The sequence below is a fragment of the Methanocalculus sp. MC3 genome, assembly GCF_054767395.1.
The window spans coordinates 50,578-71,564 of sequence record NZ_BAABMP010000005.1; the positions used below are offsets into that span (position 1 = coordinate 50,578).

Sequence of the window (20,987 nt, forward strand, 5' to 3'; positions counted from 1 at the left end):
GATGATCAGCCCTCAAGGACAATCTCAATTCCGATGTCCTTGGGTACCTGAATTCGCATCAGCTGGCGGAGTGCACGCTCGTCTGCATCGATATCGATGAGGCGTTTGTGAACACGCATCTGCCAGCGATCCCAGGTTGCTGTTCCTTCTCCATCAGGGCTCTTCCGGATAGGAACAACGAGGCGCTTCGTTGGAAGCGATATCGGACCTGCGAGATTCACACCGGTTCGTTCGGCGATCTCACGGATCCGGGAGCAGACCGACTCAAGTTTGTTATAATCGGTCCCGGTAAGGCGTATTCTGGCTTTTTGCATAGGGAGTCACCGTAAAAAAGATGAGAATTATCTCATCTGCTTTGGTTTGATATCGAGAACAATACCTGCAGCAATGGTGGATCCCATATCACGGACAGCGAACCGGCCGAGCTGCGGAAGCTCCTTTGCCTTCTCAATGACGAGTGGGCGGGTGGGGACGATCTTTACAATTGCAGCATCGCCAGCTTTGAGGAAAGCCGGGTTCTCCTCCTTGACCTGACCGCTTCTTGGGTCAAGCTTCTTCTGAAGCTCAATGAAGGTGCATGCAACCTGAGCGGTGTGGCAGTGGAAGACGGGGGTGTATCCAACAGAGAGGACGCTTGGGTGCTGAAGAACAACAACCTGTGCGGTGAATTCCTCTGCAACTGTCGGAGGTACATCGACCGGACCACAGACATCGCCACGGCGGATATCGTTCTTTGCGATACCACGGACGTTGAAACCGACGTTGTCACCAGGGAGAGCCTGTGCGTGCTCTTCGTGGTGCATCTCGATGGATTTAATCTCGCCTTCCTTGTTAGCGGGCATGAACGAGACCTTCATACCCTTCTTCAGGATACCGGTCTCGATACGACCAACTGGAACAGTTCCGATACCGGAGATGGTATAGACATCCTGAATCGGGAGACGGAGCGGCTTGTCGGTTGGCTTCTCGGGTTCTTTCAGGGTGTCGAGTGCTTCAAGAAGCGTTGGGCCGGTATACCATGGGGTCTCCGGGGACTTCTTAGAGACATTCACGCCGGTGAATGAACTCATCGGGATGACAATGGTATCATCGGGCTTGAATCCGACGATCTTGATGAGATCGAAGAGCTGTGCCTTCACTTCATCAAACCGCTTCTGATCATATTTCACTGCATCCATCTTATTGATAGCAATGATGATCTGGTTGATACCGAGTGTCCGTGCAAGGAAGACGTGCTCCTTCGTCTGTTCCATCGGGCCATCAGGCGCTGCAACAACAAGTACTGCGGCATCTGCCTGTGATGCACCGGTGATCATGTTCTTGACGAAGTCACGGTGGCCTGGACAGTCGACGACGGTAAAGTAGAACTTTGCAGTGTCGAACCTCTTGTGGGCGATATCGATCGTGATACCACGCTCACGCTCCTCTTTGAGGTTGTCCATAACCCAGGCAAACTCAAAGGAACCCTTGCCCTTTGACTCTGCCTCTTTCTTATATCCATCAATAACGTGCTGGGGCACACTGCCGGTCTCAAAGAGAAGGCGACCGACAGTGGTTGACTTCCCGTGGTCAATGTGGCCGATAACGGCTAAATTCATGTGTGGCTTTTCTGCTGCCATTCTCAATCCTCCACTCATTCAAGGACAATCATGCGTACATTCAGTCCAATGCGAGTATACTAGATTGGAAAGAGAACTATATAAAATATTTCTCTTTATTTGGGTTAATTCTCAAAAGAAGCGATACAATGATGAACTATCCAAACCTATCCTCACCTGATGAAGACATTACCGTTCATTCGAGGCAAAAATGACCGCATCACAGTCAAGTGCGCGACTGAAGAAGTATCGATCCATACAAGGTGTGTTCATTGCATCCACTGTGCAGGTATCATAGATGGAAAGCGGCTCGTCCCCAACCCCTATGCACAGGAGTTCAAAAAGCAGGGGCGCGGATCCGGGAATGCATTTGAGCTTCTGACTGCCCAGACCATGTTCAACACCATTGTTGCCAATCCATCAGCAAATGCAATAGAATGTAATGATGAAAAGGGAGAAGGATTTCATCCGTTCTGGGTAAGGTAAACCAGCCCGGGATCACTTACAGCGCTATCAGCAGTGAGAGGAAGACCACAGCACGGACGATCTCATTTGCTGCTCCGACAAGATCACCATTGATCCCGCCAAACAACTGCTCTCCGGAAAAGAGCAGGATCAAGGTGGTAGCCGATGCACCAAAGAGTGCAGAGGCCACTGCGATGGGAGGGATAGGCAACAGGAAGAGCGGAAGGGTCAGCAGCCATGCAACTGCTACAAACCATGGGCGGCTGCGCCAGAAGAGATAGCTGTGGATACCCTCCCGGAACGGCCGCCCAGTGCAGGTTAGTGATGCCATCGACGCTTTTGCAGCAACCTCCGCAATAAGCACGGCAATCGGTATGATCGCAAGTGATGCCAGTGCGCCAAACGAGATGAGAGTTATTGAGAGGCCAAGGGCAACTCCTCCCGCCCCCACCTGCCGATCGGTGAGGGCGCGGATCCGCACCTCCCTGCTCCCATGAGCCATCAGGCCATCACCGAGATCGAGGAGGCCATCAAAATGGTTACAGCCCGAGAGAAGAAGCAGGAGCCCAAGGGCAACAGCAGCTGCTGCAAGGGGATGAGGGATGAAGAGGAGGGGGATCGCCGCCAGCCCGCCGATTAAATAACCGGCAACCGGGTAGAGATATGAACGGGTGGCAAATGCATCGAAGTCAGCCAATCTCCCGATAGGGAGGATCGTCGTAAACTGGAGCAGGGCCCGGATCCCCTCGAAGAGACTCATTGACTATCACTATAGAGTTTAGAGGTGCATCCGGCGATCAGTCCGGCAACGGCGTCGTCGAGGAATGGTCCAAGTGTCGAGAGGATTCCCGGTTTCTTCTGATCATACCGTGTGAACTCAAACCGGGCATATGTACCTGCAATCACCTCTGCAATCGCCATTCCGATGATCTCATCAGCCAGGAGAAATACCGGATCGTCGGCAATCTCGGAGTCCTTTCTTTTTGTATACAGCTCATCCTCAAGCAGGATCGCAGAGAGCAGCAGTGCAGAGACATTCGGATCTGCAAACGCGCGCCGGATATTCTTCTCAAGCATCAGGCGCCCATCTTCGGGGGAGAGTCCATGGGGGACATACAGCTCCATCCCGGCATCCAGTATCGCATCCATCAAAACACCTGCGCGACCCAGGCGTTCTTCTATCTCAAACATAACGATCATTATCTTTGAAGCATGCCATACTTAACGTATATGGCATTTCTTTCAGAGGATATCAGCTATTCACCAGAAAGGCCGGTCTTTGCCCCGATACTTGCAAATACCATGCTGTCAACGGTTCCCGGTATTTCAGGTGCAGGACCCTCACCTGAGAAGACCGTCTTCACCCCGATTCTCGATTCTGAACTGATCGTAAACGGCAGGATCACCAGCATGCCGATCCGCCCCGATACCCCGACCGGCTGCCCGACACCGGCAACAATCACCCGCGCGATGATGCAGCTGACAGGGCTCACCCCTTTCTTCATTAATGCCGGGCTTGTTCATCCCCCGACAATTCCAACATTCGACTTCTATGGAACAGCCGGAGGAGATCCGCGCAGAGGGGCGGCTGTCCCGGATTCAGAGGCACTGTATCTCAAAGGGGAGCAGCTTGGATCCCTCATCTCACACCTCTCTGATATGCTCGTAATAGGAGAGTGTGTCCCCGGCGGAACAACAACCGCTCTCTGCGTCCTCCGCGCCCTAGGATACCCTGCGAGGGTCTCTAGCAGCATGATTCAAAATCCGCATTCGCAGAAGGAAGAGATTGCTGAATTGATCACCAGACGACTGAGAGACGAGGGGATAACAGAGCCGCTTGATATCGTCTCGGCAACCGGCGATCCGATGATCCCGGTTGCCTGCGGCATGATCAAAGGGTTCTCAGGTGATGTGGTTCTTGCCGGGGGCACCCAGATGCTTTCTGTTGCTGCTGTTGCACGAAGGCTGGATCTGCACATTCCCCGTGTTGTCACAACAGTCTATGTTCGTGACGATCCATCGGCAAACTTCCCCGAGATAGCGGACGCGATCGGCGTGGCTCCAATCTATGTCGATCCGGAGTTTGGAGAGCTCGGGCATACCGGCCTTGCCAGGTACTGTATCGGGGAAGTAAAGGAAGGGATGGGCGCGGGCGGCGCGATGTATCTCGCCGCAGCGCTTGGCCATTCACCATCCAGGATCAGGGAAGCGATTCTTCGGACAATATCCGCATATTCCTGAAGAGATAAGAGGGGCAGGCACCAATACTAAGCAGGATATGCAACCCCTCTTTGTCATCAATAATTTCGGCCAGTTCAACCACCTCATCCACAGGATGCTCCGTGACCTCGATATCGAAGTGAAGATGATCCCAAATACCACTCCTCCATCCGAAGTAGAGGAAGGATGCCGGGGGATCATTCTCGGAGGAGGACCAAGCATCGACCGGATTGGCCGCTGTTCCGACTATCTTGAACTTGATCTGCCGGTTCTTGGTATCTGCCTCGGACACCAGCTGATCGCGCAGTCACTCGGAGGAGAGATCGGACCTGGAGAGAGCGGAGGATATGGCGGCCTTGATGTGACGATCCAAAACCATAGCAGTATTCTCAAAGGATATCCAGACACCATTCGTGTCTGGGCATCTCATGCTGATGAGGTGAAGCGGGCACCGGAAGGCTTTGAGATCCTTGCCACCTCATCCATCTGCAAAGTCGAGGGGATGGGGTGCACGGAAAAGCGGATCTTTGGCCTGCAATGGCATCCTGAAGTGAGCCATACAGAGAACGGACACCTGATCTACGAGAATTTCAGCAGGATATGCACAGAATAGAAGCTATCAGCCGGGAGATCAGCAGAAACGGCTTTCAGTGCCTGCAATGCGGGGCATGCTGCCGGGGTGATGAGCAAACGAGCAGGGTGATCGTCTCGCCTCCCGAGATTGACCGGATTATAAAAGCTACCGGACTGGAAAGGAACAGGATTGTTGTACCATATCCCGAATTCATCGAATCAGATAAAGGGGGAAGGTTCACCTTTGAGTGGTGCCTGAGGAATGAGGGCGGAAAGTGCATCTTTCTGGCTGAAGATGGACAGTGCTCCATCTATTCTGCACGCCCCTGGATCTGCCGGACATACCCGTTTGCACTTGACGGCGATACGATAACAATCTCCGAATGTCCCGGGATCGGGGAGGAGATTACTCCGGAAGAGGCAGACGCACTTGCCACATGCCTGGTGAAGAGGCAGGAGGCAGAAGAGGAGGAGGAGAACGCCGTTCTGAAGATCTTCTCCTCCCATACAATCCCCATGGGAAAGACTGTTGTCTTTGACAGCAGAGGAATGTGGAGTATTCATGGGTGAGCTGAGGATTGTTGGAACTGCGCATGTTTCACAGAAGAGTATCGATGAGGTAACTGCAGCCATCGCTGAGTTTGAACCAGATATCATCGCAGTGGAGCTGGATGCCCCACGCTATGCAGCATTAAAACAGCAGGAAACTGAGATTCAGGAACCAAAAGTCTCAGAGATCCTCTCATCGGGGAATATGACCCAGATGCTCATCCAGTGGGTGCTCGCCTATGTCCAGAGAAAGATTGGGATGAATGTCGGCATCGAACCGGGTGCGGAGATGAAAGAGGCGATCCGCCTTGCTGAGGAGAAGCAAATCAGGGTCGCCCTCATCGATCGGGACATCAGGATCACCCTCTCCCGGTTCTGGAGCGGGATGACCCTCCGCGAGAAGTTCAGGATGATCTATGCACTCGCGATCTCTGTCACTGGAGTGTCCGGGGAAGAACTGGATATCGATGCACTGACTGATCAGGATATTGTCACCCTTGCCCTTGAAGAGTTCCGGAGATTCTCTCCAAACGGAGCAAAAGCGTTAATTGACGAGCGGGATGCCTATCTCGCCCAGAGCCTCATTCCACTCCTAAGGGGTGAGGAGCGGGTTCTGGCAGTAATCGGCGCAGGGCATCTCGCGGGAGTTAACAGATACCTGAGCAATCCGGAAACCCTTCCCTCACGACAGTCACTCATCGCTGAGATCCACCGCCGCCCCTGGGGAAAGATCATCGGCATTGGTGTGCTCGTCCTCTTCCTCTTCCTCATCACTGCAATCCTCTTCTCAGGTGTCGGGTATGAGGTGCTGATCACTGCATTTGCCTGGTGGGTTGTTATAAACGGAACACTTGCGGCTCTTGGAACCCTCATTGCACGGGGACACCCCCTCTCTGCCGCAGTCGCCTTCTCAGCTGCATGGCTCACCTCCCTCAACCCGCTGCTTGCTGCCGGATGGTTTGCCGCAATTGTCGAGGCGAAGATCAGGAAACCCGCGGTATCCGACTTTAAAGCCATCAGCAAGGCAGAGACAATCACTGAGATGAGCAGGATTCCTCTCTTCCGGGTTGTGCTTGTCGCAGCACTGGCAAATGTCGGGAGCACGCTTGGGACATTCCTCTATTTCATCTTCATCTTCCCATTGCTTGGGATAGATCCGACGGTTTTGATCACAGAAGGTTTCTCGAATATCTGGTCGACCATTTCGGGCCTTTTCTAAAGAGACCCGAATCCCCACCTTAGAAACAATCAAGAGCCTGAAGCCTCCATTGATCGGATATGATACAGAGAGAAACACTGAGAAGGATAATCCATTTTGGGTGTATCTTCATTCTAGCCGATAACGTACCTTTCTTTCTGTAAATTCTCTGACCCTGCTCTCCTTGGTTGATCATTCTCTCTCGTCCGACAAATACCTTCTGCCCGTCACCCACTCTTCGTTGATGTCCATCAAGATAGCTCCTATGAGTCTGAGGAGGGACTCATCATTCGGGAACACCCCTGCAACCCTTGTTCTCCGCTTCAACTCTTTATTCATCCTCTCCATCATATTTGTCGTTCTGATTTTCTTCCAGTGTTCTTTTGGAAACGCAGTATAACTCAAAAGTCCGGGGATGAATCTCTCGATAGTATTCGCTGCCTTCCTGTATCCTTTGTCATTTAACTCATCAGCGAGAGCCTGAAGCCTTTCCTCACTACCGTAGGCATCTCTCAGACAGTCACCGATCTCTTTCTGTATCTTGCGAGGGATATTCTTCAAAACTGCTCGTGTACAATGGACCTGACACATCTGCCAGGATGTTCCGAGGAACGCTCCTTCAACAGCCTTCTGGATCCCTGTGTGTCCATCAGAAACAACCATTTGAACTCCATCCAATCCTCTTTCCTTGAGGTCTTCGAAGATTGACAGCCAGAAATCTTCATTCTCGCATGCAGTGATGGTGACCCCGAGAACCTCTCTTCGATAGTCCTCACGAATTCCAGCAACAATCAAAGCTGCCTTGTTGACATATCGAACACCTTCTCTGACTTTAAAGTACGATGCATCAACGATGAGATAGGGAATCTTGTGTTCAATGGGTCTCGTGAGGAATGCCTGAACCTGCTCATCCAGATCTCTGGCCATCCGTGATACAGAGGCAGGAGAGAGCTGTTCGATACCAAGATGACTAACAATATCCTGGATCCTCCGTGTCGAAACACCTTGAAGATAGGACTCAACGATAGCGTTCACCAATGCCTTCTCAACACGGGAGTATTTCCCAAAAATCTGTGTTTCAAAGGGCATATTCCGAAACTGTGGTTTCTGAAGCGTCGTCTCTCCATATCGGGTTTTAAGCGTCCGTGACTTGTACCCGTTCCGAAGAGCCTTTCGCTCATCAGTTCGTTCATAATGACCGGCTCCTGCCTGTTGGAGCGCTTCCATAAGCATCACCTGGTTGAGGAACCAAGTGATCAGATTCTTCATGCCATTCTGATTATCGGAAAGATAATCTTCGATAAATGCATAGGTATCCATGGCCCTGTGTCTCCTTTCGACAAACTATGGTAGGCTGCAGGGCCAATTTAAATTTTACAGAAGATTTGTTACGTTACCTTCTAGCCCTCTTCTTCATCAGCCCGGTACATGCCGCCATATCCGATATACCAGCGAATGGAATGGTATTCATCGGCGAAGAGGGGCTTGATATTACTGCATGTGGGATTGCGAGTGGAGATACTATAGGATGGTTTGCACCCGGTTCATCACCTGCAACAGGCAGCCCGACAACCACCACGATAGTCAGTGATGCAACTTCGTTCTATGTCTCCCCCCAGACATTCCAGGGAAGAACCGGCACCTGGTATGATATAGGAACAGGGAGCCCCGCCTTCAGCGTAGCGGACCCGTACCTTGAAGTGAGGGTGTATGATCTTGACTATGGAGTGAGAGACAGAACAGGGCTCTGGGTACCGATGGATTTTGAACTACAGTTCAGAATAGTCACAAATCTTGATGCAATGGCAGAGCGGACGGGGGTTACCGGTGCTCCGATTGAGATCCGGGTTACCAGAGAGGGAGGGATTGAATATTCTTCATTAGTAAACAAGGTAGGTGTATTAACATCTCTTCTCTTTAATGTCGGCAATTCGCCTTTCCTGACAGGTAGAGTCTGGTATCCGGAGTCCGGGTATTCACGTGGAGTCTATGAGTTCTATGCCTTCTGCAATGCGAATCAGATGAAGGATAACTACAATGTCGTCGGGAAAACTATCACCCCCCGCAGTGAGACGGTTTCACTATCAAGGACAACACCCACAACACCAACACCAGCACCGACACAGACACCAATCCCAACACCCAAACCAACAATTGTCGTAACACCTCCCCCCACTACTGCGGCAACACCAACACAAGAACCAACACCCGTTGCAACACAGGAGCCTACTGCTACACCCATTCCTGAACCAACACCAGCACCTCTTGCCCTGGCAACAACACTCGGTGCACTTGCTTTGATCACCCGCCTCCGCCTGCGTAACAAATAACCCTGAGAAAAGCACTCTGATCTACTATGATCCAGAATAAAAACATCGCCAATTTCGGCGTCACTATCATCCAGGCACGGCACAGCATCAGGCACTTCAAAGACACTCCTATTCCGGACGAAATCATTCGGAAAGTCCTTGATTGTGCAAAGAGTGCTCCATCTGCAAAGAACATCCAGCCATGGATCTTTGGAACAATCAAGGACAAGGCACTCAGGAAGGAGATTGCTAACCTCACCACTCATGGGAAGTTCATTGCCGAGGCACCCGTCTGCTTTGCCGTTTTTGGCGAGCGGGATCAGCAGTATGTGGTTGAGGACTGCTGTGCTGCAACAGAAAACATCCTCATTGCATTGACCGGATATGGGATCGGATCCTGCTGGGTTGCAGGGGAAGGAAAAGAGTATGCAGAGCCGATCAGAAAACTCCTCGGTGTTCCGGACAATTACAAGCTCGTCTCGCTGATTGCCGCGGGTGAAGCAAAGACAGAAGGGTTCGTTCTCGCCAAGAAGAAGAACCTCACTGATATCACCTTCACAGATCGGTATGGATCCGAGTGATCAGATCCGGCCCTCTCTCCTTTTAAACACCCTTTAAGCCGGATGAAGACCCCAGTATACCTCATGAATCCTCCGATCCTTCAGGTTGCACTTGATATCCTCGATCTCAGCCGCGCTTATGCGATTGCTGAAGAGACGCTTGCCGGTGGAGCCGACTGGATCGAGATCGGAACACCGCTCATCAAGAGCGAGGGGATGAGCGCTGTTTCGGAGATACGGAAACACCATCCTGATACCACTATCGTTGCCGATATGAAGATCAGCGATACCGGGGCGCTTGAAGTTGAGATGGCAGCAAAAGCAGGCGCAGGGATAGTCTGCATTCTGGCCGAATCCGATGATGCGGTCATCAGGGAGGCGGTGAAGGCAGCAGATCTCTATGGGGTGCAGCTTATGGGGGATATGATGAATGTCGCAGATCCCGTAGTCCGCGCCCGTGAGCTCGAGGAGATGGGGGTGCAGATCATCAATGCCCATGTGGGAATCGATCAGCAGATGATCGGAAAGGATTCTCTTGAACTCCTTGAGCAACTCACCGGCGCAGTCTCCATCCCGATTGCCGCTGCCGGTGGACTGGATGCGGCGCGGGCTGCGCAGGCAGTTGCACATGGGGCGGCAATCGTCATCATCGGCGGTGCAATCATCAGATCAGCCGATGTTACCGGATCGACCAGGGAGATCCGATCCGCAATCGATGCACCGGTGAAGGCCACGTTCCAAAAGATCGATCGGAATGAGGAGATCCGGAGAATGCTGACGCTTGTCTCATCCTCAAATGTCTCTGATGCAATGCACCGGAAAGGCGCAATGAGTGGGCTCACACGGTATGCGGGTGATGGGAAGATGGTCGGGCAGGCAATCACCGTCCAGACCTTTGCCGGGGACTGGGCAAAGCCTGTTGAAGCGATTGACCATGCACAGCCGGGGGATGTGATCGTGATCAACAACAGCCGCGACAGAACCATTGCCCCCTGGGGAGAACTGGCAACACTCTCCTGCCAGAACAAGGGTGTTGCGGGTGTCATCATCGACGGGGCAGTCCGCGACCTTGACGACATCCTCGAAATGACAATACCCCTCTATGCAACAGCAGCAGTTCCAAATGCCGGTGAGCCGAAGGGATTTGGCGAGATCAATCCTGAGATCAGATGCTGCGGGCAGGCGGTTCGTCCGGGCGACTGGATAATCGGGGATGCAAGCGGTGTCGTCGTCATCCCAAAGGAGCATGCCTATGAGATCAGCCGCCGCGCAGTCGAGGTTTTTAAAACCGAAGAGCGGCTCCGCGAAGAGATACGGCGGGGATCGACCCTCTCGGTTGTGATGGATCTGCTCAGGTGGGAGAAGAAATAAAAGAGCGGGCAGAGATAGCCACCATTTTATTGGGGGTATGCATGTTCTTTTACCATCAGAAGCGCATATTCAATAGACTATGAATAGTATCTTTTCAAATACTATTCTTTCACTATCCCAGGCAATATTTCCCATATCGTCAGAACAGGCCAGGCAACCAGGAGAGAACCATAGATGGCGAGCAGCGCACGAGAAACCTTCAGAGAAGTCATACCTGCGGTCGGACCAATTGCAATCATCGTACTGCTGATGATGGCCGGACCAATCGGGATTCCAATTGGTAGCCTGATCAATTATTTCCTGGGGTTCCTCATGCTGACCATCGGCATAACGCTCTTCCTTATCGGAGTAGAAAACGGTCTTCTTCCCATGGGAGAAGCGATTGGATCCGATCTTCCGCAACATGGATCATTACTGCTTGTCATCATCACCGCTTTCTCCATTGGCTTTGTGGCAACCCTGGCAGAACCCGGACTCCAGGTATTCACCGAGATGATAGATCTGGTTTCAAATGGTGCTATGCCGGTGAATATATTGCCAATCTCTATTGCAATGGGTGTCGGATTCTTTGTCACCGTCGCAATGATCAGGATCGTATTTAATGTGCCTTTCAAATGGCTGGTATCGGGTACATATCTCCTCCTGATTGCCCTTGCCATCGTAACACCTGCCGATTATCTCCAGATCGCCTTTGATGGGGGAGGTGCAACCACCGGGCCAATGACAGTTCCATTCATCCTGGCGCTTGGCATAGGGCTTACGTCCGTTCTTGCCGGGAGATCGCCACTGAAAGACGGATTCGGGCTCGTCGGACTTGCGGCAGCCGGCCCCGTTATCGGCATTATGCTCACCGGACTGTTGCTATGAACACTGGGATAACGGTTTTTCAGGGCATAGAACAGGTCATTTTCGATTCAATTATCGCATTAATACCACTATCGATATTTTTTATTATTTTTCAAATCAGGTACCTGAAACTCCCAAAAGGACATGTGATCAACCTCTTCAAAGGGATTATCTTCACTGTTGCCGGGATGATTCTCTTTCTGCAGGGTGTGAATGTTGCATTCATACCTGCCGGAGAAGCCATTGGATCATTCTTCAGCAATTCCGGGTATGGATGGATTCTCATCATGCTGGGCTTTCTGCTCGGCATGCTTGCAACCTATGCCGAGCCGTCAGTCCGGATTCTCTGCCATGAGATTGAGAAGTCATCCAGCGGGTATGTTCCAGGCACTCTCATTCTGTATACCTTCACCTTAGCCGTGGGTTTTGCTGTAGCGCTTGGAATGGCGCGGATTGTCATCGGCTTTTCATTTCTCCCGATTATTATCATCGGCTATCTGATTGCCATCATCCTCCTCCAGCTCTCAGATCCGGATTTTATTGCAATCGCTGTTGACTCAAGCGGTGTCGCAACAGGCCCGATTGCAGTAACGTTCCTGATGGCTCTTGCTGTGGGGGTTGCATCGGGCATTGAAGGGAGCAATCCGGTTATCGACGGGTTCGGACTGATCGCTTTAATTGGTCTTGCGCCAATTCTCGCAATCCTAACGCTTGGTATTTATTTCCGTATACGAAAGGAGAATATATCATGATCTGTGAAACAGGTAGACAACTAATTGTTACAATCGTCAAGAAAGGATGGGCACAGGAGGTAATCCAGGCATCCCGTGATGCAGGCGCATCGGGGGGAACTGTCATTCCAGCCCGTGGAACAGGCATTCATGAGATGCAGACATTGCTTGGGCTCAGGATCGAGCCTGAGAAGGATATTATCCTGACTGTCGTTAATCCCGAGCAGACAGATCAAATTCTTGAGGCAATTGTATCTGTTGCTGAACTCGAAAAGCCGGGGACCGGCATCGTCTTTGTCATCAGCCTGGAAAAGGTCGCGGGCCGTGTCCACATGATCCCGGATCAAGAACAAAAAAAAGAGGAATAATTCAGTCTACTGAAGATCACGTTCGCGGATGAGAGAGCCACCGGCAGCCTGAATCTTCGAGATTGCCTCTCCCGCCTGGCTCACCCTCAGAATCAGCACCGCTGCTTCTCTGCCGGAATAGGCATACGCATACTCGATATTAATCCCGGCATCACCGAGGATCTGTGCCACCTCATGAAGTCCTCCCGGCTGATCCTTCATCCGAACAGCAATCACATCGGTGAACTGGACGGCAAAACCGAGTTTTTCAAGGACAGATCGGGCATCGTCAGGCTTGTCAACAAGTGCCCGAACGACACCGAAGCTGTTTGCCTCTGCAATTGAGAAGGCATAGATGTTCACATTACTCTTCTCGAGCGCCTCTGCGATAGCCGCAAGCCGCCCGGGTTTGTTCTCCGAAAAGATGGAGATCTGTTTGATGATATATTCTCCCTGCATCAGAATACCCTCCTGTCGATGACACGTTTTGCTTTCCCCTCAAAACGGGGTAGTGAACCCGGTTCAGAGAGATCAACCTGTACCGCCACATTCAGGGCGTTTTTTAAGGTATGCTCAACCTTTCGCTTGATGTTGATGAGATCGTTGATCTTATCAGATAATGCCTCCGGTGCCATCTCAACCCGGACAAGCATATCGTCAAGCGATCCCTTCCGATCTACCTCGATCATGAAATGCCCGGATAACTCAGGTATGCTTAAGATCGCATGCTCAACGGCCGAGGGGAAGACATTGATACCCCTGATAATGAGCATGTCATCAACCCGCCCGGAGATCCGCTGGATGCGTGGGTGTGTCCTGCCACAGGGGCAGGGTTCATCAAGAATCTGTGTCAGATCCCCGATCCGGTACCGGATCATCGGGAGCGCCTCTTTCTGGAGGACGGTCATCACCAGCTCACCATGTTCGCCGGGCGGGAGCGGCTCTCCGGTCTCCGGATCAATGATCTCGGGGATTGCGATATCGCCCCAGATATGAATTCCCTTCTGTTCAGAACATTCAGAGAACATCGGGCCAGATATCTCGCTTGTGCCGTAGATATCATAGGCGCGGACACCCATCGTCTCGTAGATACGGGTCCGCATCGTCTCGGACCAGGGTTCTGCACCGATGATAGCTGACCTGAGCTGGGTATCCTTCTGGATGGAGACTCCCATCCGTTCAGCCGCCTCGCCGATATGGATCAGATATGATGGCGTGCAGGCGATTGCGGTCGCCTTTAGGTCCTGCATCAGTTCGATCTGCCGCTCGGTGTTTCCGACACTTGTTGGAAGAACTGTTGCCCCGATCCGCTCGGCACCATAGTGCAGGCCAAGCCCCCCGGTGAAGAGTCCATAGCCATAGGAGACCTGGATCACATCCCCTTTCCCGATCCCGCAGGAGGTGAGGGCACGTGCAAGGGATGTCGTCCAGAGGTCGAGATCTTTCTGTGTATATCCGACAACCGTCGGCTTGCCGGTTGTCCCGGATGAGACATGGTAGCGGACGAGATCGTTCTGTGGAGCACAGAAGAGTTTGTCCGGGTAGTTATCCCGCAGATCACTCTTATACATGAAGGGAAGAAGCCTGATATCCGCAAGTGTTTTGATATCATCGGGATGAACCTTTGCCTCCTTCATACGGGCATGATAGAAATCCGAGAAGCTGTACAACCGGTACACAAGAGTCTTTAAGAGACGGTACTGGACTTTTTCGAGTTCTGCTTTTGGCATCTCCTCGATTCGGGGATCCCAGGAGTGCATCAGAGATCACCCCTCCGGTCCACAACACGTTTGGCTTTTCCTTCAAACCGTGGGAGCGATCCGGGTTCCACAAGCCGGACAGTGGTTCTGAGAGAGAGTGCGTCATGCAGCTTCCGTGAGATCATCGTCTGAAGGCCGACAAGGCCATCCAGCTCACCTGAGAATGCCTGCCGGTTCATCTCAACATCGATTGTCATCTCATCAAGATGGTTTTTCCGGTCAACATATACCATATACTGATCACCCACCTCAGGGATTCCAAGGAGAACATGCTCGATCTGTGAAGGGAAGACGTTGATTCCACGTATCACCAGCATATCATCGCTCCTCCCCATAATACGTGCGATACGCCGTCCTCTTCCACAGGGGCAGTCATCCTCAAGGATCATGGTGATATCGCCTGTCCTGTACCGGAGAAGCGGCATCGCCTCCTTTGAGAGGGATGTGATCACAAGCTCACCCTTCTCTCCGGGTCCAAGGGTCTCGCCGGTCTTTGGATCGATGATCTCGGAGAGGAAACAATCCTCCCAGATATGAAGGCCATTCTGTTCCGGGCACTCGAAGGCGACACCGGGTCCAAACATCTCGCTCATCCCATAACTGTCATAGGCATTGATCGAGAGGCGTGACTCAAGCTCCTGCCGCATCGTCTCAGACCATGCCTCGGCGCCAAAGACCCCGATCCTGAGCGTGGGAAGGGAAGTGCCCATCTGCTCGACCACTTCGGTGATGTGGAGGGCATATCCTGGTGTGCAGTGGATTGACGTAACTCCAAAGTCGTTGATCATCTCGATCTGGCGTTTTGTGTTTCCGGTGGCGCTTGGGATCACCATCATTCCCATCAGTTCCGCACCATAATGGAAGCCAAGTCCGCCTGTGAAGAGACCGTAATTGACTGCATTCTGGAAGGTATCCTCAGGCGTCAGGCCCACCATCGTCAGGTTCCGGGCGATCAGATCCGCCCATGCCGCCAGATCATTGCGGGTATACCCGACAACGGTCGGTTTGCCGGTTGTGCCGGATGTCGTATGAATCCGGACAATATCACGTCGTGGAACAGCAAAGAACCCAAACGGATAGCCTTCACGAAGATCGGTTTTATAAGTAAACGGCAGTTTCCTGACATCATCGGGAGTATGGATTGAATCAGCAGACAGGCCCTCCGCGCGGAGTTTGTTTTTAAAGAAGGGGACTTTTTCAGCCTGCGAAATCGTCCATTTCAACCTTTTTAACTGGAGTTCTTCGAGGTCTTTTCCACGAAGGGTTTCCATCTCTTTATTCCAGAACATTGCTATCCCTGTATGAAGTCTTGTTTGCGGTATGACGCATTAGACTTTGTCAGATGTTGACACGGTACATGGAGGATATGAAGAACGTTTATATGCTACAAAAAGAACGAAAAATATGATACATATGGTAGATAAAGCAGGGCTTGGAAGCCTTATCGCAGGAATCGTACTCATTCTTCTCGGAGGGTATGGGATTTACCTGTACATCCCCGAGGTGATCATGGTGTTGAAAGGATCGCTTGGGATCATCGCCGTCCTTATCGGCTTATTCCTCGCAGTGATCGGGTTCTTCATAATGAAAGAGTGAGAAAAAGAGATTCCGGTTTCAGGTAACCGGCCAGATATACCACTCATCTGCCTCAAGCACTACCCCGGTCGGGAGGTTCACTCTGGCATTGATCCTGCCGATGCCTCGATCCTGATCGGTCAGGGTCAGCTCAGTATAGGGAATCCATATTCCACGGAGAGGATAATCCCCTTCTGGCAACGAGCGCGTGATGGTGGATGAACCCCGGTATATCTGCCGTGGATTAATCTTTATTTTTTGCCGGTTTGTGTCGGGGGTATGCATGGTGATCTGTATTGAGATGGATGTTCCTTCAAAACTGACTGGTCGGTTATATGCATCATAGAACCTGTACTTGATTATCAGGCCATCCTGATTGTGAAACCCGCCCAGATCCAGTGGCTCAGCCCATATAATCATCCGTGATATCCCACTTATTCCACCGGCTGGCTGAGAATACGGCTGTGAATAACCTTGTGATTCTGCTGCAGGTGCATCATCTGCTGGCTGATATGTCGCAGGGTACTGAGTTACCGGAGGCTGATTGCCCGGATCATTCTGCACCGGGAGAAAACCCGTGCATCCGGCAGATGCCGAGAGTGCAATAAGAGAGAGGAATGCAATGATAACGATGCGATTCATACTGGCTGTTCTGCAGTGGCAGCAGATAAGTATTCTCTTCAGCAGGGTTTGATGAGGTGACAGGCAGAATATGATACAAATGGACGTACCCGAATGGATCCCCACATTCATCATCTCATATGCATCCGGGAGGAATTACCGATCGATCCTCTCTTCATCCGAAGACAATCTGAAGCTGCTCTTTGCAGTCAAAGAAGGAATCGGTGCAGCTGAGGCAGTCGCCATAGCCGATACCCCGGCAGCCGGATCAGCGGATGAGATAGAAGTCATCGTGGGAGATCCCGTATCAATTCTTAATGGTTGCACCCGTGTATTCGATCTTGTTCTGCTCTTCCCCTCAAACCCTGCCTCAGTTCTGGATCTGCTTTTCGCCTCAGCACTCCGTATCTCAGATAGCGGGGCTCTTATTGCTCTTGTTCACGCAGATTTCTTCCGGGACAGCACGATAATCCAAAAGATCTCAGAATCAGGATTCTTCTGCGAGGCGGCACTTACCCTGAGATTGAATTCCTCTCTACAGTCAGAGAAGGAAGAAGAGCTGCTCATCATCATCCGGAGGGGGGAGAGAGAGATGATCATGGCAGGAGAACTCACCCAGGATGTTGAACGACACAGGATCCTCCTTCAAAATCTGCAAAGTCAGAAGAATGGAAAGAGAACTGAGCTTGGGATATTTATCAGACGATCCCAGTACAGAAGCCTGCATGAGATACTCCTTGAAGAGCGTATCAGTAAACTGGCAGAAGAGCATGGGGCACCCCGTGTTCCATTCTCCGGAATCACCCGAACGATCACAACTGGTGCCTGCGGAACACTACAGGATGCCGGTAGGAGGATCTACCTGCCTTATTCACCGGCTCCACCTCCTGTTATCTCGCATGAAGATCTGAGCGTCCCCCCTTCAGATGCCGCATGCATCCTGCTTCGCCCCGGAACAGTCGAGCCTGCATACCTGATCCGGTTCTTCCAGACCGAACTGGGACAGGGCATCCGGGAGCTTGTGATGAGAAGATCCAGGACAATTCAACATTTCGCCAGCACTCTTGCAGAGACAGAGATATACCTCCCACCCCCGCAGATCCAGGCAGAGGTGATTGCCATCAACGCCTCGATCGAGTCGGCAAAAGATCGGCTTGGATCGATCCAGAGAGAACTCTGGATGCGCCCCCACTCCACGCGATCGGTGCTTGGCCAGCTCGAAAGACTGAGAGAGGGGGAGGGGATCACCGAATGGATGGAGACACTCCCGTTTCCACTGGCATCAATACTCTGGATCTATCATGCAGAAGGGACTCCTGCTAAGAAGGTCAGCCACCTTCTCAATTTTTTTGAGGCATCTGCTGAGTTTATCGCCGGCATTCTCCTCTCAGCACTTGATCCGATCATGAGAGGGGAAGAGATCGACCTTCTGGATGAGAACCCGGAGTTCCGCGATATCTACATGAATGCCACCTTCCGCAGCTGGATCATCCTCTGCCGGAGAGCCGGGCGGCAGATACGAAAGAAGATCGCAGGGGATAACGGGTATGACGAGATGGCAGGGCTCTTTGGCAACCCTGATCGTGAATTCATCGACATGGTGACGAGCAAGAGGCTCTTTGCCCTTCTTGACGAGGTTGCCGACCTGAGAAACGACTGGAAGGGACATGGAGGCATCACAGGAAAGAGAGATGATAAAGAACAGCTTGCCACGCTGGAGAGACTCCTTGAGCGGTTCCGGGAAGGCATCAGGGATCGTTTCAGTCATCTGCGGGTAATTCTTCCCGGCGCAGCTGTTTACCGGGACGGGATCTTCTCCTGCCAGGTGCTGTCCGTCACCGGGACACGGACACGGTTTCCCGGGATGAGTATCACCTCACTCATCCCCCTTGATTCAGAATCCCTCTACCTCTATTCGGGGAGGGGCGGAGAGCCGATGAAGATCCTCCCCTTCTTCCGCCTGATCTTTCATCCGGAAACTGGCGAGCCTGCCTGGTACTTCTATAACCGGATAGAGGGGATGCGGGTTCGGTGGATATCATACCATTATGAAGCCGATTCAGAATTTGAAGAGGAGGATAAAGAGGTCTATGAAATGCTCAAAGATTGTGGACTGATCACCGGGGAGTAGAGGTGCCACCATACAGAACGCTCCGGCTTGAAGGAGATGCCCTCCCGTTCGATCTTGACAGGACACTTGCCTGCGGGCAGGTATTCCTGTGGGAGAAACGCGGGAACTGGTGGTGTGGGATTCTTGACCAGAAACCCGTCCGGATCAGGCAGGAACGAGATCTCCTCCGCTTCTCAGGAGCGCCTGAAGAAGATATCATCAGGTATTTTGATCTGGATCTGGACCTGGAAGGAATAATCGCCGGCTTTCCAGACGATCCAATTCTTTTGCAGGCGATCGATTCTGCATACGGGCTTCGGATTGTGCGGCAGCCCGCATGGGAGTGTACCGCTTCCTATATTGTGGCAACATTTGCGAATATTCCGGGGATTCAAACACGCTTAAAACTCCTCTGCGAAAAATTTGGAGAGAGGATCGAGGATGGGCGCGCTGCCTTTCCCTCCCCGGAAACGCTTGCAGCATCCCCAATCTGCGATATACGGAGCTGCCGCGTTGGATACAGGGACAAATTCATCTGCGGAACCGCAACAATGGTATCTGCCGATCCCGGGTGGGTGGAGCGGATTTCCGCTCTCCCGTACAGGGAAGCGCGAAAAGAACTTCTCGGATTTCCCGGTGTCGGGAAGAAGGTTGCAGACTGTATCCTCCTCTTTGCCTTCCACCGGTTTGAGGCTGTCCCGGTCGATGTCTGGATAGACCGGATCATGCGTACGCATTACCTTCCCGAGGGGGAGCGGTATTCATATGACAAAATTGCAGATACTGCAAGGCAGATCTTCGGATTAAATGCTGGCTATGCCCAGGAATATCTCTTTGCCGCACGGGAGATGATTCAGGAGATACGAAAAAAGTGAGGGGAATTATGTTCCGACATCCCAGGAGGACATGTAATCCGCCTGCTCTTCGGTGAGGGTATCGATTGCGCATCCAAGTGCTGCGAGTTTGATCCTGGCGATCTGCTCGTCGATTGCAGTCGGTACCTCGTGAACACCGGGTGCCAGATCACGCCCTTTCTTAACCATATACTCAGTCGATAATGCCTGCACCGCAAAGGAGAGATCCATTACCTCAATCGGGTGGCCCATTCCCTTCGGGACAGCGAGGTTTACAAGACGCCCTTCTGCAAGGACATGGAGGGTTCGATCACCAAATGTATACGAGTCGATTCCATCACGCCGTGCAATGGAATCCGCATGTGTCTCAAGATATCCAATATCGATCTCAACATTGAAGTGTCCTGCATTGCAGAGTATTGCTCCATTCTTCATTAATGCGAATTCTGATTCCTTAAGAACACCAAGATTGCCGGTTGTTGTGACAAAGAGTTCCCCAATCGGTGCTGCCTCGCGCATCGTCATCACATCAAAACCATCGAAGTGCGCCTGGAGAGCACGCCGTGGATCGATCTCGGTTACAATCACCCGTGCACCCAGTGCCCGCGCCTTTGTGGCAAGGCCCCGGCCGCAGTACCCGTACCCGGCAACAACTACATGCTTTCCGGCGATCATGCAGTTTGTTGTTGCCATGATCGCAGTCAGCGCGCTCTCTCCGGTGCCGTGGACATTGTCAAAGAAGTGCTTCATCGGGGTATCGTTGACAGCAACCACCGGGAAGAGGAGTTTCTTCTCTTTCGCCATTGCCTTTAAGCGGTGGATACCTGTTGTCGTCTCCTCGCAGCCACCCAGCACATGTGGCAGGATATCGCGCCTGCCGGTATGGAGGCGGTGGATTAAGTCCATCCCGTCGTCGATGGTAATAGACGGCTTTGCATCAAGTACCTGGTCGATTGCGGCATAATATTCCTCAAGGGAACAGGCACGCTTTGCATGGCAGTGGATCCCGGATTCCCTGAGAAAATCAGCAACATCGTCCTGTGTTGAGAGTGGGTTGCAGCCGGTTATATGCACCTCGGCACCTCCGGCGACAAGCGTTCTCACGAGAACAGCGGTCTTTGCCTCGACATGGAGAGCCATCCCAATCACTATGCCTTTCAGCGGCTGTTCTTTGATGAACCGCTCCCGGATCTCACCGAGAACCGGCATATATTGTTCCGCCCAGCGGATTTTTGCTTCACCAGTATGCATAGTATAACCCTGTCTGTATCAGTTGGACGCATGATCTCTTAATAACCCC

Annotated in this window: 24 protein-coding genes; 14 read left to right on the forward strand and 10 right to left on the reverse strand. The window is 52.0% G+C overall.

The genetic code is table 11. The features are described 5' to 3' along the window. Positions 1 to 5: 5 nt before the first annotated feature. Positions 6 to 314, reverse strand: a complete 309-nt coding sequence (gene rpsJ, locus ACYUBO_RS09075; RefSeq protein WP_255333248.1) for a 30S ribosomal protein S10 — start codon at positions 312 to 314, stop codon at positions 6 to 8. A 27-nt stretch (positions 315 to 341) separates the two neighbouring features. Next, a complete protein-coding gene (gene tuf, locus ACYUBO_RS09080; protein ID WP_300331935.1) occupies positions 342 to 1,619 on the reverse strand; it encodes a translation elongation factor EF-1 subunit alpha in 1,278 nt (425 codons plus the stop codon). Positions 1,620 to 1,778: 159 nt separating this feature from the next. Between tuf and ACYUBO_RS09085 the strand changes: the two genes are divergently transcribed. Continuing rightward, positions 1,779 to 2,084 (forward strand): hypothetical protein, encoded by a 306-nt coding sequence (locus tag ACYUBO_RS09085; protein ID WP_460373781.1) that lies wholly within the window; start codon positions 1,779 to 1,781, stop codon positions 2,082 to 2,084. A 16-nt stretch (positions 2,085 to 2,100) separates the two neighbouring features. Here ACYUBO_RS09085 and cobS read toward each other — a convergent pair whose 3' ends face one another. Continuing rightward, entirely contained in the window at positions 2,101 to 2,823 is a 723-nt protein-coding gene (gene cobS, locus ACYUBO_RS09090) for an adenosylcobinamide-GDP ribazoletransferase (protein ID WP_460373783.1), read from the reverse strand. Continuing rightward, positions 2,820 to 3,254 (reverse strand): phosphatidylglycerophosphatase A, encoded by a 435-nt coding sequence (locus ACYUBO_RS09095; RefSeq protein ID WP_460374777.1) that lies wholly within the window; start codon positions 3,252 to 3,254, stop codon positions 2,820 to 2,822. The genes cobS and ACYUBO_RS09095 overlap by 4 nt, the downstream gene beginning before the upstream one ends. Before the next feature lie 39 nt (positions 3,255 to 3,293). On the opposite strand from ACYUBO_RS09095, the gene cobT reads away from it, so the two are divergent. The 4 genes from cobT to ACYUBO_RS09115 are packed head-to-tail and all read left to right on the forward strand — an operon-like array spanning position 3,294 to position 6,624. Then, entirely contained in the window at positions 3,294 to 4,304 is a 1,011-nt protein-coding gene (gene cobT, locus ACYUBO_RS09100; RefSeq protein ID WP_300331944.1) for a nicotinate mononucleotide-dependent phosphoribosyltransferase CobT, read from the forward strand. A 37-nt stretch (positions 4,305 to 4,341) separates the two neighbouring features. Further along, complete coding sequence (locus ACYUBO_RS09105; protein ID WP_460373785.1) at positions 4,342 to 4,896, forward strand: GMP synthase subunit A; 555 nt, start codon at positions 4,342 to 4,344, stop codon at positions 4,894 to 4,896. Continuing rightward, positions 4,884 to 5,426 carry a YkgJ family cysteine cluster protein gene (locus ACYUBO_RS09110; RefSeq protein WP_460373787.1) on the forward strand — a complete coding sequence of 181 codons (543 nt, stop codon included), beginning with the start codon at positions 4,884 to 4,886 and terminating at the stop codon, positions 5,424 to 5,426. Before ACYUBO_RS09105 ends, ACYUBO_RS09110 begins: the two co-directional genes overlap by 13 nt. Then, complete coding sequence (locus tag ACYUBO_RS09115; RefSeq protein ID WP_460373789.1) at positions 5,419 to 6,624, forward strand: TraB/GumN family protein; 1,206 nt, start codon at positions 5,419 to 5,421, stop codon at positions 6,622 to 6,624. The genes ACYUBO_RS09110 and ACYUBO_RS09115 overlap by 8 nt, the downstream gene beginning before the upstream one ends. A gap of 171 nt (positions 6,625 to 6,795) precedes the next feature. Here ACYUBO_RS09115 and ACYUBO_RS09120 read toward each other — a convergent pair whose 3' ends face one another. Next, positions 6,796 to 7,923, reverse strand: a complete 1,128-nt coding sequence (locus ACYUBO_RS09120; RefSeq protein ID WP_460371464.1) for an IS256 family transposase — start codon at positions 7,921 to 7,923, stop codon at positions 6,796 to 6,798. 65 nt (positions 7,924 to 7,988) lie between these two features. On the opposite strand from ACYUBO_RS09120, the gene ACYUBO_RS09125 reads away from it, so the two are divergent. The 6 genes from ACYUBO_RS09125 (at position 7,989) to ACYUBO_RS09150 (ending at position 12,788) form a co-directional block, all read left to right on the forward strand. After that, positions 7,989 to 8,933, forward strand: coding sequence for a DUF3821 domain-containing protein (locus tag ACYUBO_RS09125; RefSeq protein ID WP_460373791.1), 945 nt, complete (start codon positions 7,989 to 7,991; stop codon positions 8,931 to 8,933). Between the two features lie 26 nt (positions 8,934 to 8,959). Continuing rightward, on the forward strand, positions 8,960 to 9,493 hold the full coding sequence (locus ACYUBO_RS09130) for a nitroreductase family protein (protein ID WP_460373793.1): 534 nt from the start codon (positions 8,960 to 8,962) through the stop codon (positions 9,491 to 9,493). Positions 9,494 to 9,556: 63 nt separating this feature from the next. Further along, positions 9,557 to 10,843 carry an orotidine 5'-phosphate decarboxylase / HUMPS family protein gene (locus ACYUBO_RS09135; protein WP_460373795.1) on the forward strand — a complete coding sequence of 429 codons (1,287 nt, stop codon included), beginning with the start codon at positions 9,557 to 9,559 and terminating at the stop codon, positions 10,841 to 10,843. A gap of 174 nt (positions 10,844 to 11,017) precedes the next feature. Beyond that, the gene (locus tag ACYUBO_RS09140; RefSeq protein ID WP_460373797.1) at positions 11,018 to 11,710 is read left to right on the forward strand and encodes a DUF1538 domain-containing protein; all 693 of its coding nucleotides are present in this window, start codon (positions 11,018 to 11,020) and stop codon (positions 11,708 to 11,710) included. After that, a complete protein-coding gene (locus ACYUBO_RS09145) occupies positions 11,707 to 12,441 on the forward strand; it encodes a DUF1538 domain-containing protein (RefSeq protein WP_460373799.1) in 735 nt (244 codons plus the stop codon). The genes ACYUBO_RS09140 and ACYUBO_RS09145 overlap by 4 nt, the downstream gene beginning before the upstream one ends. After that, positions 12,438 to 12,788, forward strand: coding sequence for a P-II family nitrogen regulator (locus ACYUBO_RS09150; RefSeq protein WP_460373801.1), 351 nt, complete (start codon positions 12,438 to 12,440; stop codon positions 12,786 to 12,788). The genes ACYUBO_RS09145 and ACYUBO_RS09150 overlap by 4 nt, the downstream gene beginning before the upstream one ends. A 6-nt stretch (positions 12,789 to 12,794) precedes the next feature. On the opposite strand, the gene ACYUBO_RS09155 is transcribed toward ACYUBO_RS09150, so the two are convergent. Genes ACYUBO_RS09155 through ACYUBO_RS09165 form a run of 3 tightly spaced genes read right to left on the reverse strand, consistent with a single transcriptional unit; the run spans position 12,795 to position 15,816 of the window. Beyond that, the gene (locus ACYUBO_RS09155) at positions 12,795 to 13,226 is read right to left on the reverse strand and encodes an ACT domain-containing protein (protein WP_460373803.1); all 432 of its coding nucleotides are present in this window, start codon (positions 13,224 to 13,226) and stop codon (positions 12,795 to 12,797) included. Next, entirely contained in the window at positions 13,226 to 14,527 is a 1,302-nt protein-coding gene (locus ACYUBO_RS09160; protein ID WP_300330528.1) for a phenylacetate--CoA ligase family protein, read from the reverse strand. Before ACYUBO_RS09160 ends, ACYUBO_RS09155 begins: the two co-directional genes overlap by 1 nt. Next, positions 14,527 to 15,816 carry a phenylacetate--CoA ligase family protein gene (locus ACYUBO_RS09165; RefSeq protein ID WP_300330526.1) on the reverse strand — a complete coding sequence of 430 codons (1,290 nt, stop codon included), beginning with the start codon at positions 15,814 to 15,816 and terminating at the stop codon, positions 14,527 to 14,529. The genes ACYUBO_RS09160 and ACYUBO_RS09165 overlap by 1 nt, the downstream gene beginning before the upstream one ends. Positions 15,817 to 15,940: 124 nt before the next feature. Here ACYUBO_RS09165 and ACYUBO_RS09170 point away from each other — a divergent pair, with 124 nt between their 5' ends. After that, a complete protein-coding gene (locus ACYUBO_RS09170) occupies positions 15,941 to 16,123 on the forward strand; it encodes a hypothetical protein (protein WP_300330524.1) in 183 nt (60 codons plus the stop codon). A gap of 18 nt (positions 16,124 to 16,141) precedes the next feature. On the opposite strand, the gene ACYUBO_RS09175 is transcribed toward ACYUBO_RS09170, so the two are convergent. Continuing rightward, positions 16,142 to 16,744, reverse strand: a complete 603-nt coding sequence (locus ACYUBO_RS09175; RefSeq protein WP_460373807.1) for a hypothetical protein — start codon at positions 16,742 to 16,744, stop codon at positions 16,142 to 16,144. A 70-nt stretch (positions 16,745 to 16,814) separates the two neighbouring features. Here ACYUBO_RS09175 and ACYUBO_RS09180 point away from each other — a divergent pair, with 70 nt between their 5' ends. Further along, positions 16,815 to 18,854, forward strand: a complete 2,040-nt coding sequence (locus ACYUBO_RS09180) for a restriction endonuclease subunit S domain-containing protein (RefSeq protein ID WP_460373809.1) — start codon at positions 16,815 to 16,817, stop codon at positions 18,852 to 18,854. Between the two features lie 2 nt (positions 18,855 to 18,856). Next, positions 18,857 to 19,708 carry a DNA-3-methyladenine glycosylase family protein gene (locus ACYUBO_RS09185; protein WP_460373812.1) on the forward strand — a complete coding sequence of 284 codons (852 nt, stop codon included), beginning with the start codon at positions 18,857 to 18,859 and terminating at the stop codon, positions 19,706 to 19,708. A gap of 6 nt (positions 19,709 to 19,714) precedes the next feature. Here the strand turns inward: ACYUBO_RS09185 and ACYUBO_RS09190 are convergent, their stop codons facing one another. Further along, on the reverse strand, positions 19,715 to 20,938 hold the full coding sequence (locus ACYUBO_RS09190; RefSeq protein ID WP_460373813.1) for an adenosylhomocysteinase: 1,224 nt from the start codon (positions 20,936 to 20,938) through the stop codon (positions 19,715 to 19,717). Positions 20,939 to 20,987: the final 49 nt, after the last annotated feature.

Bases quoted from the DNA above. Each gene is read 5' to 3' on its own strand.
- rpsJ (WP_255333248.1), bottom strand. From the start codon at position 314: ATGCAAAAAGCCAGAATACGCCTTACCGGGACCGATTATAACAAACTT.
- tuf (WP_300331935.1), bottom strand. From the start codon at position 1,619: ATGGCAGCAGAAAAGCCACACATGAATTTAGCCGTTATCGGCCACATT.
- ACYUBO_RS09085 (WP_460373781.1), top strand. From the start codon at position 1,779: ATGAAGACATTACCGTTCATTCGAGGCAAAAATGACCGCATCACAGTC.
- cobS (WP_460373783.1), bottom strand. From the start codon at position 2,823: ATGAGTCTCTTCGAGGGGATCCGGGCCCTGCTCCAGTTTACGACGATC.
- ACYUBO_RS09095 (WP_460374777.1), bottom strand. From the start codon at position 3,254: ATGTTTGAGATAGAAGAACGCCTGGGTCGCGCAGGTGTTTTGATGGAT.
- cobT (WP_300331944.1), top strand. From the start codon at position 3,294: ATGGCATTTCTTTCAGAGGATATCAGCTATTCACCAGAAAGGCCGGTC.
- ACYUBO_RS09105 (WP_460373785.1), top strand. From the start codon at position 4,342: ATGCAACCCCTCTTTGTCATCAATAATTTCGGCCAGTTCAACCACCTC.
- ACYUBO_RS09110 (WP_460373787.1), top strand. From the start codon at position 4,884: ATGCACAGAATAGAAGCTATCAGCCGGGAGATCAGCAGAAACGGCTTT.
- ACYUBO_RS09115 (WP_460373789.1), top strand. From the start codon at position 5,419: ATGGGTGAGCTGAGGATTGTTGGAACTGCGCATGTTTCACAGAAGAGT.
- ACYUBO_RS09120 (WP_460371464.1), bottom strand. From the start codon at position 7,923: ATGGATACCTATGCATTTATCGAAGATTATCTTTCCGATAATCAGAAT.
- ACYUBO_RS09130 (WP_460373793.1), top strand. From the start codon at position 8,960: ATGATCCAGAATAAAAACATCGCCAATTTCGGCGTCACTATCATCCAG.
- ACYUBO_RS09135 (WP_460373795.1), top strand. From the start codon at position 9,557: ATGAATCCTCCGATCCTTCAGGTTGCACTTGATATCCTCGATCTCAGC.
- ACYUBO_RS09140 (WP_460373797.1), top strand. From the start codon at position 11,018: ATGGCGAGCAGCGCACGAGAAACCTTCAGAGAAGTCATACCTGCGGTC.
- ACYUBO_RS09145 (WP_460373799.1), top strand. From the start codon at position 11,707: ATGAACACTGGGATAACGGTTTTTCAGGGCATAGAACAGGTCATTTTC.
- ACYUBO_RS09150 (WP_460373801.1), top strand. From the start codon at position 12,438: ATGATCTGTGAAACAGGTAGACAACTAATTGTTACAATCGTCAAGAAA.
- ACYUBO_RS09155 (WP_460373803.1), bottom strand. From the start codon at position 13,226: ATGCAGGGAGAATATATCATCAAACAGATCTCCATCTTTTCGGAGAAC.
- ACYUBO_RS09160 (WP_300330528.1), bottom strand. From the start codon at position 14,527: ATGCACTCCTGGGATCCCCGAATCGAGGAGATGCCAAAAGCAGAACTC.
- ACYUBO_RS09165 (WP_300330526.1), bottom strand. From the start codon at position 15,816: ATGTTCTGGAATAAAGAGATGGAAACCCTTCGTGGAAAAGACCTCGAA.
- ACYUBO_RS09170 (WP_300330524.1), top strand. From the start codon at position 15,941: ATGGTAGATAAAGCAGGGCTTGGAAGCCTTATCGCAGGAATCGTACTC.
- ACYUBO_RS09175 (WP_460373807.1), bottom strand. From the start codon at position 16,744: ATGAATCGCATCGTTATCATTGCATTCCTCTCTCTTATTGCACTCTCG.
- ACYUBO_RS09180 (WP_460373809.1), top strand. From the start codon at position 16,815: ATGATACAAATGGACGTACCCGAATGGATCCCCACATTCATCATCTCA.
- ACYUBO_RS09190 (WP_460373813.1), bottom strand. From the start codon at position 20,938: ATGCATACTGGTGAAGCAAAAATCCGCTGGGCGGAACAATATATGCCG.